Origin of the sequence: Lentzea sp. NPDC004782, from assembly GCF_040609115.1 — a bacterium.
Taxonomy (GTDB): Bacteria; Actinomycetota; Actinomycetes; order Mycobacteriales; family Pseudonocardiaceae; genus Lentzea.
On record NZ_JBEXJN010000032.1, the window covers coordinates 56822 to 70531 of the forward strand.

Genomic DNA, 13710 nt, shown 5'->3' on the forward strand with positions numbered 1-13710 from the left:
ACGGAGGGGTCCATCCCGTGACCGCACGCATCCTGATCACCGGCGCCGGTGGCGGGGTGGGAACGCTCATGCGTTCTCGCCTCGCGGCGGACGGCCGCGTCCTGCGGCTGCTGGACATCGCGGAGCTACCCGCGGCCGCTGACGGCGAGAACGTCGAGCTCGTCCAGGCGTCGGTGACCGACATGGCCGCGATGGAGGCGGCGATGAAGGACGTCGACGCCGTGATCCACCTCGGCGGCCACAGCCTCGAGGAGGCGTGGGACAAGATCCTGTCCGTCAACATCGACGGCACCCACACCGTGCTCGAAGCCGCGCGGCGGTCCGGGGTCAGCCGAGTCGTGCTGGCCAGCTCGAACCACGCCGTGGGGTACGTCGAGCGGGCCGGCGGCGAAGCCGGCGACTACCTGTTCCCGCGCCCGGACACCTACTACGGCGTGTCCAAGGTGGCGCTGGAGGCGCTGGGGTCCCTGTACGCCGACCGCTACGGCATGGACGTGATCGCGATCCGCATCGGCTCGTGCTTCGAGAAGCCGCGTGACGTGCGGATGCTGTCGACGTGGATGTCACCGGACGACGGCGCGCGCCTGTTCGAGGCGTGCCTTTCCGTGCCGTCACCGGGGTTCCGGATCGTGTGGGGCGTTTCGGACAACAAGCGCGGCTGGTTCTCGCTGGACGAGGCCCGCGCGCTGGGCTACGAGCCGCAGGACGACTCCGAGGTGTACGCCGCCGAGGTGCTCCAGCGGAACGGCGGTGAGCTCGATCCCTCGTCGTACGCGGCGAAGTACGTGGGCGGGGCCTGGTGCGGCCCCGATTTCGACACGGCAGTCAAGGAGGCAGGGCGTTGAGCCACGTCGTGCAGGGATACAACCCGCGCACCGGTGAGCCGTTCGGCGAACCGGTTGCGAAGACCCCCGACAGCGAGGTGGACCGGATCGCCTCGGCCGCGGCCACCGCGTTCTCGGCGTGGTCGGTCGTTCCGGCGGCGGATCGCGCTGTCGTGCTGGAAAAGGTCGCGGACGCGCTGGACGCGGAGTCGGACCTGCTGGTCGCGACGGCCGACGGCGAGACCGCGCTGGGTGTGCCGCGGTTGACGACGGAACTGAAGCGCACCACGAACCAGCTGCGCCTGTTCGCGGAGGTGCTGCGCGAGGGCAGTTACGTCGAGGCCACTTTGGACTCGGCGAACCCGGACATCATCCCGCCGCGGCCGGTGCTGCGGCGCGTTCTCCGTCCACTCGGGACGGTCGCGGTGTTCTCCGCGTCGAACTTCCCGTTCGCGTTCTCGGTGGCCGGTGGTGACACTGCTTCCGCGCTGGCGTCCGGTTGTTCCGTTGTGGTGAAGGCACATTCGGCGCATCCGTCGACCTCGCGCGAGACCGCGCGGGTCGTCGTGGACGCGTTGCGGGACGCCGGTGCGCCCGAGGGCGTGTTCGGCATCGTGTACGGCACCGAGGCCGGTGTCGCGCTGGTGCAGCACCCCGTCGTCCGCGCGGTCGGGTTCACCGGGTCGACCGGTGGCGGGCGCGCGCTGTTCGACCTGGCGCAGGGCCGGCCGGACCCGATCCCGTTCTACGGCGAGCTGGGCAGCGTGAACCCGACGGTGATCCTGCCGGGTGCGGCCGAGCGCGACGACATCGCCGCCGGGTTCGCCCAGTCGCTGACGATGGGGGTCGGGCAGTTCTGCACGAACCCCGGCCTGGTGTTCGCACCTTCGTCGCTGGTGCCGGCGCTCGGTGAGGCCGTCGCGGCGACCTCCGGCGGCGCGATGCTGAACGAGCGGATGTGCGAGTCCTACACGGCGTCGACGGACGCGCTGGCCGCGTCGGACCTCGTGTCGGTCGTGTCCACGGGTACGCGTCCGGACGAGGCGTGGGCGGTGTCGCCGCGCCTGTTCAGCGTTCCGGTGTCGGTGTTCGAGGACAACCTCGAGAAGCTGACCGAGGAGCACTTCGGGCCGGCCGCGCTGGTCGTGACCTACGAGTCGCCGGCCGAGCTGCACTCGGTGCTGGCGAAGCTGCCGGGCACGCTGACCGGCACGGTGCACGCGGCCGAGTCGGACCACGCGGAGGCCGGCGAGATCGCGGAGATCCTGCGGCGCGTCGCGGGCCGGCTGATCTTCAACGCCTGGCCGACCGGTGTCGCGGTGGCGTGGGGCCAGCACCACGGCGGGCCGTGGCCGTCGACGACGAACCCGCTGCACACGTCGGTGGGCGCGACGTCGATCCGCCGGTGGATCGCGCCGGTGACGTACCAGTCGTGGCCGGACGCGTTGCTGCCGCCGGAGCTGCAGGACGCGAACCCGCTCGGCATTCCGCGCCGGGTGGACGGTGTGCTGGGCGTGCACTGATCGTTTCGCGGGCGGGGCCGCCGATCTTCGGCGGCCCCGCTTTCGTTCGCCTTGACCTCGGAGTGCGCTCGCAGGTTCAGCGTGGTCTGCAGGAAAGTCGCCGAGCTCGCACGGCAGGTCGGGGTCCGGCCCGACACGGTCCGCTACTACGAGCGCGCGGGCCTGCTCGCGCCGCCGCCGCGCACGTCGTCGGGGTATCGGCAGTACCCGGACTCGGCCGCCGAGCGGATCCGGTTCGTCCGCGACTGTCAGCGCCTGGGCCTGAGGTTGCGCGAGATCTCGTCGCTGCCCGGCCTGGTGGACCTCGTCGGCACCGACTGTCCACCGTGGTGCCCGCCTGAGAGGAGGTGATCGGAGTGGACGACTGCTGCACGTGTTGCGACTGCTGCTGACCGATTGATCGGTTCACACCAATCCGGTGAGGCGCCCGCCGGATTCGTGTCGAGGACATGTCACCGAGCCAACATCAGTTCGATGTTTAAACGAATTCGACAGCTCCATTCGCGACTCTCCGGGGCAAAATGGTGATCGCACGGCGACGTCCAGGGGAGCGGGACATGACCGACCTGCGTTTCGCATGGCTCGAGATCACCGGAAAATGTCAACTGAGCTGCACGCACTGCTACGCGGACTCCGGTCCGCGCGGCACAGAGGGCGCGATGACGACACGGGACTGGTTCCGCGTCATCGACCACACCGCCGAGCTCGGCGCTCGGTCGGTTCAGTTCATCGGCGGGGAACCGACATTGCATCCCGATCTGCCCTCGTTGGTGGACCGGGCGCTCGACGCCGGGCTCACCGTCGAGGTCTTCAGCAATCTCGTGCACGTCGGCCCGCGCCTCTGGGACACCTTCTCCCGTCCCGGTGTGCGCCTGGCGACGAGCTACTACTCCGACACGGCGGCCGAGCACGAGGCCGTCACCGGCCGGCGCGGCAGCCACGCCCGCACCAGAGCCAACATCGCCGAGGCGCTGAGCCGCGACATCCCGTTGCGCGCCGGTGTCATCGATGTCAGCTCGTCCGCTCGCATCGGCCGGCAGCGCACGCACGCCGCCCAGGCCGACCTCGCGTCGCTCGGCGTCACCGCCGTCGGTGTCGACCGCCTGCGCGGAATCGGTCGCGGCGCAAACGCTTCCCCAGACCGGGACCAGCTGTGCGGCCGCTGCGGTCATGGCGCCGTGGCCATCTCCCCCACCGGTGAGGTGTGGCCGTGCGTGTTCGCGCGCTGGATGTCGCTGGGCAATATATTGGATACTGATCTGCCGACGATCCTGTCCACTACGGCCATCACGTCGCCCGCGACCGCCGGCCCCTCCTGCTGGCCTCAGGGCGGCGGCTCCTGCGCGCCGAACGATCCTCCGCGCCTTTGACCGATCCACTCCGCGATGGCCTTCGCGCACGCAATGGCCTCGGTGCGCGTCGTGTCGACCTCGATGTCGTAGGTCATCCCGCGATGCACCAGCTCGGCCTGCACCGCGGCCATCCCGGCAACCCTGTCGCCGCGGGCGAGCTCCCGGCCCGCGGCGACGGTGGCGTCACACCGCACTCCGACCCACACCACGTCGAGGCCCCGCAGCGCCTTCTCCCACCGCTGCCGCGACTCGGTCCCGCCGAGGAACACGTCGTCCACGATCACCCGCGCCCCCGCGCGAACCATCGCGGCAACCCCCTCCATCCACGCGTCTTCCAGCATCCGGAACTCAGCTCCGACGGTGACCTCACCGTCGTCGGCGAACCCGATCCCCTCGGTCCCGAGCCGCAACCGCGGCGGCATCACGTCGATCAGCGTGTCGACCCCGATCGCCAGCCACGCCTCGGGCAGCACGGCCTGCAGACATCGCGCGATCCCCGACTTGCCGGAGCTGGATCCGCCGTTGAGCACGATCAGCTGAGCACTTGATCCCACACGCCGACCGTACCCAGTGCCGGCGGCACCTTTGCAATGAGCTTTTGCGGACGAAGTCAAAAGACTCATTGCTAGGGTGCAGGTCAGGCTGTGTATCGAGCGCGATATATCAGTTCAGCGGCGGGCAGCGCCGGCTCGGCGCTCCTCCGCGAGCTCGCGGAGGTAGCCGAGGAAGTCGACCTCCAGGGTGTGCCGCTTCGACTTCACGTACTTGCTGCGCAGCGACTCGCGGTAGGCGGTGATCTCCGCCTTCATCTCCGGCAGCGGGGGCAGCGCCGCTCGCCCGGACACCAGATCCGCGATCCACTCGGCCTGAGCCTCGGCCAGCGGCATGATCGCCCCGAGCGGCTGGATCAGCCCGAGGAAGTACAGGCCGGGATGCGCCGGGTCCACGACCCGCCGGTACAGCGACACCTCGTTGTCCGCGGACGACACGGCCGGGAACTCGGCGGCGTCCAGGAACGGGAAGTCGACCTTGTAGCCGGTGCAGTAGACGATGATGTCCACGTCCTCGCGGCTGCCGTCGGCGAAGACGACCCCGGAGCCGTCCAGCCGGGCGATGTTCGGCTTGACCGTGATGTCCCCGTGCCCGAGCCGGGTCAGCAGGTCGTCCGACACGGTCGGATGCGCGGCGAGGATCCCGTGCGAGGGCTCCGGCAGCCCGTAGTCCGAGAGCTTGCCCCGAGCCAGCCTCAGCATCGCCCGAACGGACAGAGCCTGCAGCCAGGCGGGCGCGAACCGGGCGAGCGGCGACGTCGTCAGGTGGTCCGTCGGCATCCCGAACAGGTACTTCGGCATGATGTGCGCGCCGCGCCGCATCGCCAGAAAGGTCCGCGAAGCGACCCTGGACGCCTCGACCGCGATGTCGCACGCGGAATTACCTATGCCGAGAACCAGCACTTTCTTGTCCGCGAAACGTTCCGGCGTCTTGTAGAAGTGCGCGTGCAGTTCTTCGCCGTCGAACGAACCCGGAAACGCCGGTTCCGGCAGTCGCGGCGACCAGTGGTGCCCGTTCGCGACGATGACCGAACGGTACGGCGTGGAAACTTCCGAACCGGTATCGCGATCGCGAGCGGTGACCGAATAGCCACCGGATGCGACGGAAACCGAAACGACCTCGGTCCGGAATCGGATGCGGTCGCGGAACCCGTGGTGCTTCACGAAGTCGTCGAAGTACTCCGCGATCTGGAAGTGCGAGGGGTAGACCGGCAGATGCGCGGGCATCGGAAACGACTTGAACTCCATCATCTGCCGCGAGGTGTTGATGTGCAGCGACCGGTAGGCCGACGACATGCCGTTGTCGTTGAGGTAGCGCCAGTTGCCACCGATCTCGGACCCGGTCTCGTAGCAGTCGTACTCGATACCGCGGGCGCTGAGCACCTGACATGCGGCGATGCCGGAAGAGCCTGCCCCGATGACGCACACGCGGTCCATGACCCTGAAGTATTTTCACGTTCAATGCGGCTGTCAATCACCTGATGCAGGACCACTCAGTGGAACGGGGTGTGGCTCCAGCACCCAGGGCCAATACGTTGTCGCACATGCGAAAGCTTCTGGTGGCAGTCACGTCGGTACTGGCGATCACGGTCTCCACGGGCACGGCGGCGGGCGCACCGCTGCCGTGCCCGGAGATCTTCGCGACGAACAACACCGCGATCATCACCGATCCGAACGACCCGCGTCTGCAGGACAGGCTGGTCGGGTTCGACCGGGAGGTCCGCGGCATCGTGCTCGCCAACGGCGGCCTCACCACCCGCTCCACGCTCCTCGACGGCGTGTTCTGGTCGAGCAGCCTGAACCGGACGACGTTCGAGCGCTCCCGCAAGTTCGACGTCACGCTCGACGAGGAGAGCCTGCGCCACACCGCCTCGACGATCAGCAAGCAGTTCCGGCAGGAGTCGGTGCTGACGTTCCGCTTCCTGCCCGCGAACTCGCCGAAGGTCGACGCCGTGCAGGTCGAGGTCGGCGGCGTCACCGCGCAGCAGGTCCGCGACGGGCTCCTCAAGGACGCCGTCGCGCGCGAGAAGCTCGGCGGCGGCAGCGTCACGTTGCAGCACAAGGCGATCCTCATCGCGGACGTCAACGACCTGCCGACGGTGCGCGCGTTCGTCACGAACATCGGCGGCGACATGGGCAAGGCCAAGGTCCGCAAAGGGGTGTGGGAGTTCGTGAGCGCGAACGAGACCTCCCGTGAAACTCCTTTGTGGATCGGGCAAAACGCCGCCTAACCTCGTGGGCATGGCAGCAACCGTCGTCCGCGGCCAGAACGTGGACATCCGCATGTGGACTCGACCGGACGAGGTCGAGGAGTTCGCCATGCGACAGCTTCAGAACATCTCCGCGCTGCCGTGGGCCGTCAAGCACATCGCCGTGATGCCGGACGTGCATTACGGAAAGGGCGCCACGGTGGGATCGGTGATCGCGTTGCGCGACGCCGTCTCCCCCGCGGCCGTCGGCGTGGACATCGGCTGCGGCATGGCCGCCGTGCTCACCTCGCTCACGGCGAGCGACCTTCCGGCGACACTGCGCGGCCTGCGGTCGCGCATGGAGGCTGTGGTCCCCGTCGGTTTCGCCCAGCACAAGGCGACCGCGTTCACCGAGCGCGACGCGGCCGACTGGGCGCCGTTCTGGCGGAAGTTCGACGACCTGACGCCTGCCGTGAAGGCGCGTGCCGACAAGGCGATGCACCAGATGGGCACGCTCGGCGGTGGCAACCACTTCCTCGAGGTCTGCCTGGACACCGACCAGCGGGTGTGGGTGATGCTGCACTCCGGGTCGCGCGGCATCGGCAACGAGCTGGCGCAGCACCACATCTCCGTGGCGCGCACGCTCGCGCACAACGCCGAGCTGCCGGACCCGGACCTCGCCGTGTTCCTCGCGGGCACGCCGGAGATGGCGGCGTACCGCCACGACCTGTACTGGGCGCAGGACTACGCACGCCGCAACCGCGCGGTCATGCTGCGCCTGGTCTGCGACGTGCTGCGTGCCGAGTTCCCGCACGTGCGGTTCGAGGAACCGATCTCCTGTCACCACAACTACGTGGCGGAGGAGACGCACTTCGGCGAGGACGTCCTGGTGACCCGCAAGGGCGCGATCCGGGCCGGGCGCGGCGAGCTGGGCATCATCCCCGGCTCGATGGGCACCGGCTCGTACATCGTGCGCGGTCTCGGGAACCCGGACTCGTTCGAGTCGGCGTCGCACGGCGCGGGCCGGAGGATGTCGCGCAACAAGGCCCGCAAGACGTTCACGGAGCAGGATCTCGCCGCCCAGACAAGTGGTGTCGAGTGCCGCAAGGACGCCGGTGTGGTCGACGAGATTCCCGGCGCCTACAAGGACATCGACACCGTGATGGCGAACCAGTCCGACCTCGTGGAGATCGTCGCCAAGCTCAAGCAGGTGGTTTGTATCAAGGGTTGATGTTTCCCTTGCACGCACGGGGGAAAGCCTCCAGGACAGCAGAGTTCCGAAGCCTGTCTTGGAGGTTTTTCCATGTCAACGGGCGCCATCATCGGTCTGGTGGTCGCGGTTCTCGTGGTGCTGGCGATCCTCGCCTTCGTGCTGAGGCCCGCCTTGCAGCGCAAGAAGCTGCGCGACCGCTTCGGCCCCGAGTACGACCGCGCGGTCTCCCACAGCGAAAGCAGAACCGCCGCGGAGAAGGAGCTCGCCGAGCGGGAACACCGCCACAGCGAGTTCGACCTGAAGCCGCTTTCCCCTTCGGCACAGGAGAGTTACCGCCGGCACTGGGCCGACGTGCAGGCGAAGTTCGTGGACTCGCCGGACAGCGCGATCGCGGACGCCGACCGGCTCGTGACCGACCTGATGGCCGAGCGCGGCTATCCCACCGAGGGTTACGAAGCGCAGCTGAGCGTGTTGTCCGTCGAGCACGCGCGCACCCTCGAGCACTACCGCAAGGCCCACGACATCTCCGAACGCCAGGAGATCGGCGAGGCCAGCACCGAGGACCTGCGCACCGCGATGGTGCACTACCGCGAGTTGTTCACCGACCTGCTCGAACGTGGTGCGGCTCCGAGGAAGGACCGCGAGGCCGTGAGGAAGGAGAAGACGGATGTCTGAGGCTCCCGTCAGGAAGGCACCGGTTACCCACGACCCCGCGTCCGCTCCTCCTCAGCAGTCTGCTCACTCCCAGCAGCAGCAACAGCAGCAGCCTGTGACGCCGCAGCAGCGGCCGGACTCGCCCCGCGATCGAGCGGACGCCCAGCATCAGCGAACGGACATGCCCCAGCAGCGGGAGGACACGTCGCAGCACTCGGCGGCCCCGGAACGGGCGGCCGGTCGGCTGGAGGACGAGTGGCAGGCCGTGCAGTACGAGTTCGTCGACGACCCGAAGGCGGCCGTGCGCAAGGCCGACGAGCTCGTCAAGCGGGCGATCGACGAGCTGACCACCCGGCACCGTTCGCTCTCGCAGCAGCTCGAGGGAAACGGTGATCCACAGACGGAAGACCTGCGACTGGCTCTCCACCGCTATCGGGAACTGTTCAAGTCGCTCGTCGCCGTCAAATGACGCAGTGCTCGACCAGTGGGCCCCGGCGCCGTGACCGTGACAGGTGACGGCGCCGGCAGGCACCAATGGATCAACTGGGCAGCTCGCGGATCTCCATCTCCAGCACGTCGATCTCGTCGCTGATGGCCTCGTCGAGCATGTCGTCGAGCAACTTGCGGCACTCCGCCGATCCGCAACGCGGCAGTCCCGCACCGAACCGCGGCACCTGTTCCCACCACACCGCCGGGTTGTTCCAGAACGACCCCGAGCCCTGATCGACGCCTTCGAGGCACCGCAGCCGCTGGTCGCTTTCCGGGAGAGCTCGCACGAACTCGATGAACAATGCGAGAGCATCGGGATTTCTCACCGGGACCGCGCCGTAGCCGCGCAGACAGTCCTCGAGCTCAGCGAGGAACTCCGCCTTGAAGGACACGGCACACCCCCGCTCCTCCGCACCGTCGCGGACATCCTGAGTCAGTATCACCAACAGTACCGCCGCGACTTGAGCGGGAAACGAGTGCGAACGGGCGGTGTTCTCCTGCGCTCCCACCGGCTGCGGTGACCCGCAGTCACTTCGCCGAACCGTTACGAACCCTCGTGGGCCACGTATCGCGACACGAGAATCCCGTTGTCCAGCTTGACGATCTGGCCCACGACCAGCTTGTCGACCGGGTCCGCGCCGGACAGGCCCGCGGGGGCGGGCTGGGCGAACGTCAGCCTCCCGGACGCGCCGGGGAAGTCACTCAAAGTGCGCAGCTGCTTGAAAACGTCTTCTCGTGACGACCCAACGAGGGTCGAGCGCGCGACGATGCTGACGGCGTCATAGGCAAGGAGAATGTGTCCGTTGGGGCCCGAAAGGAAAGCCTTGTGCGCATACCGCTTCTGCGCCGACTCGTAAGTGGTGAAGAACTGTTGCGTCGGCTGGGGAATCGGTTCGCTGCCGGGTGTCCACGCGAACGTCGTGAAGTAGAGCCTGCCGTCGGCGAATCGTTTGACGTCTTCCAGGTCCGTGAAGCTGGTCGTCTCCAGCTGCGTCAGGTCGTCACCGCCGAAGACCACGGGATCGGTGCAGTTGCTCCGGCTAAGCTCGGTCAGCAGCCCTCCGACCTCCGCCGTGCGGCCGGTGTAGAGGATGAGCGGGTTCGGTGACTTCTGGCAGATGTCCGTCACCGCGTTGCCCAGCTGCGCGGCCACCTCGTTCGCCGTCTCGTCGTAGTTGTGCACTTCCGGCTTGACCACGGCCAGGAACCCTTCCGAGAGATCCGAGCTGTACTCGTCCCCGGTGCTGCGCAGCAGGTGCAGCGGACGGCCGCGCAACGCCTCGGTGCGGTCGATGATCCGGGCGGCCACCTGAGCCTGGCGCTTGTTGGCCGGCGCGACGCGGAAGAAGTACGGCTTCTGGCTGAAGTTCGTGGACGACAGCGACGACCCGACCATCGGGATGCCGTTCGGGTGGTCCTTCGACGGTCCGAGGACGCCGAGCGCGGACAACGTGGTGCCGCGGCTCTGCCCGAGTCCGGTCACGGCGATCACCGACGGTTCCCGCTCGGCGTACGCGCGGATCTGCTCGGCGACCTTCTCCGCGTATTTGGACTCGCCGCCGAAGTTCGCGAGCACGAGGCGCACCAACGGGTTGCGGCCCAGCCCGTCGAGCTGGTTCCAGTCGCGCTGGGCGAGGTACGCGCCGCGCAGCTCGTTCACCCCGGCGGACAGGTCGCGCTTCACCCGCTCGGTGGAGCTGAGCATCGTGGCGACGACGATGGTGACGACACTGCGGTCCGACACCTTGGCGACGCGGTCGTTCTCCTCGGCGATGAGCTTCGCGAGCTCCTCGACCTCGGCGTCGTCGTTGTTCTGCAGCGTCGGGTCACCGTAGGCGAACCGGCCTGGTTTCTCGCTCAGACCGATGCACTGCACTCCATCCATTTTGGACAGACGTGGCCGCCGGCCGGCCAGGTCCGCGACGAGATCTTTGGGTTCGTAGATGCCGTAGCGCAGGCAGTTGTTGCTCGTCTGGAGGTAGAAAGCCGCGCCGTACAACACGAGCAGGGTGGCGATGAGGTAGACCGCCACGCGGCGCAACGCGTTGCGGCCGGGCCAGCTGCGCGGGTACGGGTAGCGGGCGACGGTGGACGAGCGCGGCAACGAGGCCGGTGGCGATGCGGGTGTGTTGTGTTCGAGCGCTCGTTTCGTTGCACGATAAGCGGTCAGGCGTTCCTCCGCGCCGTGGAGGTCCTGGTGGGTACGCAGCACGCGGTCGTACATCTCGACCGTCGGCCGCACGATCCGGCTGCGGGAGCGCAGTTCCCAGGTCGCGATGACGGCGTCTTCGAGCAAACCGGTCTCGGGCCGAACGACGCGGTCGTAGCGGCGGTGCAGGTTGCGCCTCGTCCCGCCGCTTCTGATGTCGCTGCGCAGGCGTTCCCACCAGGTGCTGGGCTGATCCTCGAACTCCGGTTCGCCCTCCCCCGGTGGCATCGGGGCCTCGGCGATGGCGGCGAGCTCGGTGATCCAGCGGTCGCTGCGTTCGTCGACGTGCGGGCGCAGGCGATGCGCGACGAGGTGGACTTCGCCGAGAGCGAGAGCGTGGTAGAGCGCGTCCTCGCGTTGCCCGAGGCTGTCGTAGCGGTCCTTCAGCAACCGATGGACGTTGAGGTGGGAGAACGGCTGACCTTCCGGAACCTCGCGCAGCCGGCGCACCAGCAGGTCCCGCAACAACGGGTGCAGCACGAAGTTCTCGCCCTGCTGGCTCACGAAGCTGAGCTGGGCCAGCAGATCGCGCATGTTCTCGGCCGACCACGTCGCCGGCAGCAGCGCGCGGATCACGTGCCGGTCGAGCACACGCGGGGCGGCGAGACGGGCGAAGATCTCGCGCGCGGCCTCGCGCTCCGGCATTTCCTCCGCGCCGGGAATCCGTTGGAAGAAGCGCAGAAGCAGGTAGTCGCCGACAGTGGCGTCCTGGAACGTCGTGGTCTCGCCGACCGGCAGCCGTTCGTCGAACACCGAGCGCACGGACGGCAGCACCTGGTCCCGCGCGAACACGAACTGCACGAGCTGGATGGCGAGCCGGACCGCGAGCGGATGGCCGTGGGTGACCTCCTGCAGCTCTTCTACGAGCGCCTCGGACTCGACGGTGCTGTTGCGGGCGCGGTTCCACTCGGCGAGGAACTGCCGCGTCTGCGCGAGCGTGAAGGGTTCGAGGCGCACCGGTTTGAACACCGGCGAGTCCGGCAGGGACGGCGCCGACTGCTTGGTGGCGATGACGAGCAGTGGCACATGTGGTTCCTGGGCTCGTCTTTCGGCCAGCAGGCTCAGGAAGTCGGTGGCCCGCGCGGCGGGACGCGGCCGCTTCGGCGGCAGGTAGGAGTCGATGCCGTCGAGCAGGTCGGCGCCGTCGATCAGCAGCAGGCTGTTCAACCTGCGGTAGCGGCGGAACCGGTAGGCGGCGGTGATGTCGGCGAGGAACGCCGCGACGAGCAGCCGATCGATCTCCAGCGTGTCACCCGCGCGGTTGAGGCTCCACATGTGCACGAGCGCGGCGTCGAACTTCGAGCGCCCCGCGTAGTTCTCGAACCACCGCAACGCGCCCGCCACGCGCGGCCCGCCGAGCAGCCAGCGCAACGGCCGCGGCGCGACGACGGAAAGCCCGATGAGCCACAGCAGAAGCGGCCTCAGCACCTTCCCGAGGCCATGGGCGGGCGGCAGCACCTCGACGACCTCGGCGGCGTCGGCGACCGCGACGAGCCGGGTCATCTGCTTCGCGGCGAGCTCGCGGGCGCGGTGGTGCGGGTCGTCGCCGATGTCGGTGAACAGCGCGAGCCGCGCCAGGTCGTAGCGCGGCAGCCGCAGGCGGCCGAACTCGGCGTGCCGGTAGGACCGCAGCTGCTCGGCCGCGACGTCGAGGATGTCCTTGCAGGAACGGGAACCGGCCTTGTCGAGGTCGACCCTGGCCGTCGGTGCGTCGCGGTAGCGGCGGTGGACGTGGTCGAGCAGCGACGTCTTGCCGCTGCCGCCGGGCCCGAAGGCGACGATCACCGGCAGGGTGTGCTTCTTGCGGCGTTCCACCAGGGACTCCACCAGTGCGGTGAGGTCGTCCCTGCCGACGAGCCCGATCTCCGGTTCCAGCGCCATGATCCTCAGACGCTTCGGAGACCGATTCTGTTCCGTGGCTAACGGTCGGCGTGCAACCTGGCCACGAAGCTGAAGCGGTCGCCGCGGTACAGCGATCGGGCGCGTTCGATCGGGTGTCCGTCGACGTCGTAGGAGACGCGGTGCAGCAACAACATCGGCAGTGCGGGGTTCGTGCCGATCAGCAGCGCCTCGCGGGGCGTGGCGAGGACGGTCTCGACGCGTTCCTCGGCCTCGGCGAACCGCACGCCGAGCCGTTCGGTGAGGCACGCGTAGAGCGACCCGGCCGGGTCGAGCTTGTCCATCAGCTCCGGGAAGCGGCGGCTGCTCAGGTACGTCGACTCCAGGCCGATGCGTTCGTCGTCGGCGAGCAGGACCCGTTCGAGGTGGACGACGGGGTCGCCCGGTTCGAGCATCAGGTCGCGCGCGAGGCCCTCGTCGGCACCGAGCTGCTCGACGGTGATCACGGTCCGGTTCGGCTCGACTCCCTGACGCCGCATGCCTTCGGTGTAGCTGACCAGCGACAACGGCTGGACGAGCTTCGGCGGCGCGACGAACGTGCCGCTACCCTGGCGGCGGATCAGCTTGCCTTCGAGCACCAGTTCGCTGACGGCCTGGCGGAGCGTGACGCGCGAGACGGCGAACCGTTCGGCGAGCTCGCGTTCGGACGGCAGCACGGTGCCTTCGCCCAGGGTCTCGACGAGGTCGAACAGCTCGGCCTTGACCGCGTAGTAACGCGGGACCCGGCCGTGTTCTGGAATACCCGCGCGAACGGGTCGATCAGCGCGGTGCGGCGGCACTCGGTTCACGCGGCGTGAGCATACGTCA

General features: G+C 68.6%; 13 protein-coding genes. 8 read left to right on the forward strand and 5 right to left on the reverse strand.

Annotated elements, in window-relative coordinates:
- Window positions 1-17 precede the first annotated feature (17 nt).
- The 4 genes from ABZV40_RS27770 to ABZV40_RS27785 all read left to right on the forward strand — a co-directional run bounded on the left by ABZV40_RS27770 (window position 18) and on the right by ABZV40_RS27785 (window position 3717).
- Window positions 18-845, forward strand: coding sequence for an NAD(P)-dependent oxidoreductase (locus ABZV40_RS27770; protein WP_355447571.1), 828 nt, complete (start codon window positions 18-20; stop codon window positions 843-845).
- A complete protein-coding gene (locus tag ABZV40_RS27775; RefSeq protein ID WP_355447574.1) occupies window positions 842-2347 on the forward strand; it encodes an aldehyde dehydrogenase (NADP(+)) in 1506 nt (501 codons plus the stop codon). Before ABZV40_RS27770 ends, ABZV40_RS27775 begins: the two co-directional genes overlap by 4 nt.
- 81 nt (window positions 2348-2428) lie before the next feature.
- Complete coding sequence (locus tag ABZV40_RS27780) at window positions 2429-2698, forward strand: MerR family transcriptional regulator (protein WP_355447577.1); 270 nt, start codon at window positions 2429-2431, stop codon at window positions 2696-2698.
- Between the two features lie 206 nt (window positions 2699-2904).
- The gene (locus ABZV40_RS27785) at window positions 2905-3717 is read left to right on the forward strand and encodes a radical SAM/SPASM domain-containing protein (RefSeq protein WP_355447580.1); all 813 of its coding nucleotides are present in this window, start codon (window positions 2905-2907) and stop codon (window positions 3715-3717) included.
- Here the strand turns inward: ABZV40_RS27785 and cpt are convergent.
- Together cpt and ABZV40_RS27795 are read right to left on the reverse strand one after the other, a co-directional pair.
- Window positions 3672-4253 (reverse strand): chloramphenicol phosphotransferase CPT, encoded by a 582-nt coding sequence (cpt, locus tag ABZV40_RS27790; RefSeq protein ID WP_355447583.1) that lies wholly within the window; start codon window positions 4251-4253, stop codon window positions 3672-3674. The genes ABZV40_RS27785 and cpt overlap by 46 nt on opposite strands.
- Window positions 4254-4367: 114 nt before the next feature.
- Window positions 4368-5687 carry an NAD(P)-binding domain-containing protein gene (locus tag ABZV40_RS27795; protein WP_355447586.1) on the reverse strand — a complete coding sequence of 440 codons (1320 nt, stop codon included), beginning with the start codon at window positions 5685-5687 and terminating at the stop codon, window positions 4368-4370.
- A gap of 107 nt (window positions 5688-5794) precedes the next feature.
- On the opposite strand from ABZV40_RS27795, the gene ABZV40_RS27800 reads away from it, so the two are divergent.
- The 4 genes from ABZV40_RS27800 (at window position 5795) to ABZV40_RS27815 (ending at window position 8775) form a co-directional block, all read left to right on the forward strand.
- Window positions 5795-6481, forward strand: a complete 687-nt coding sequence (locus ABZV40_RS27800; protein ID WP_355447589.1) for a hypothetical protein — start codon at window positions 5795-5797, stop codon at window positions 6479-6481.
- 10 nt (window positions 6482-6491) lie between these two features.
- Complete coding sequence (locus ABZV40_RS27805; RefSeq protein ID WP_355447592.1) at window positions 6492-7670, forward strand: RtcB family protein; 1179 nt, start codon at window positions 6492-6494, stop codon at window positions 7668-7670.
- Window positions 7671-7742: 72 nt separating this feature from the next.
- Complete coding sequence (locus ABZV40_RS27810) at window positions 7743-8327, forward strand: hypothetical protein (RefSeq protein WP_355447595.1); 585 nt, start codon at window positions 7743-7745, stop codon at window positions 8325-8327.
- On the forward strand, window positions 8320-8775 hold the full coding sequence (locus tag ABZV40_RS27815) for a hypothetical protein (protein WP_355447598.1): 456 nt from the start codon (window positions 8320-8322) through the stop codon (window positions 8773-8775). Before ABZV40_RS27810 ends, ABZV40_RS27815 begins: the two co-directional genes overlap by 8 nt.
- Before the next feature lie 70 nt (window positions 8776-8845).
- Here ABZV40_RS27815 and ABZV40_RS27820 read toward each other — a convergent pair whose 3' ends face one another.
- From ABZV40_RS27820 to ABZV40_RS27830, 3 genes are all read right to left on the reverse strand, one after another.
- Complete coding sequence (locus ABZV40_RS27820; protein ID WP_355447601.1) at window positions 8846-9187, reverse strand: hypothetical protein; 342 nt, start codon at window positions 9185-9187, stop codon at window positions 8846-8848.
- 152 nt (window positions 9188-9339) lie between these two features.
- Complete coding sequence (locus ABZV40_RS27825; protein ID WP_355447604.1) at window positions 9340-12885, reverse strand: hypothetical protein; 3546 nt, start codon at window positions 12883-12885, stop codon at window positions 9340-9342.
- Window positions 12886-12923: 38 nt separating this feature from the next.
- Window positions 12924-13691: a GntR family transcriptional regulator gene (locus ABZV40_RS27830; RefSeq protein WP_355447607.1), complete on the reverse strand. Its 768-nt coding sequence runs from the start codon at window positions 13689-13691 to the stop codon at window positions 12924-12926.
- Window positions 13692-13710: the final 19 nt, after the last annotated feature.

Bases quoted from the DNA above. Each gene is read 5' to 3' on its own strand.
- ABZV40_RS27825 (WP_355447604.1), bottom strand. From the start codon at position 12,885: ATGGCGCTGGAACCGGAGATCGGGCTCGTCGGCAGGGACGACCTCACC.
- ABZV40_RS27810 (WP_355447595.1), top strand. From the start codon at position 7,743: ATGTCAACGGGCGCCATCATCGGTCTGGTGGTCGCGGTTCTCGTGGTG.
- ABZV40_RS27805 (WP_355447592.1), top strand. From the start codon at position 6,492: ATGGCAGCAACCGTCGTCCGCGGCCAGAACGTGGACATCCGCATGTGG.
- ABZV40_RS27815 (WP_355447598.1), top strand. From the start codon at position 8,320: ATGTCTGAGGCTCCCGTCAGGAAGGCACCGGTTACCCACGACCCCGCG.
- ABZV40_RS27785 (WP_355447580.1), top strand. From the start codon at position 2,905: ATGACCGACCTGCGTTTCGCATGGCTCGAGATCACCGGAAAATGTCAA.
- ABZV40_RS27795 (WP_355447586.1), bottom strand. From the start codon at position 5,687: ATGGACCGCGTGTGCGTCATCGGGGCAGGCTCTTCCGGCATCGCCGCA.
- ABZV40_RS27800 (WP_355447589.1), top strand. From the start codon at position 5,795: ATGCGAAAGCTTCTGGTGGCAGTCACGTCGGTACTGGCGATCACGGTC.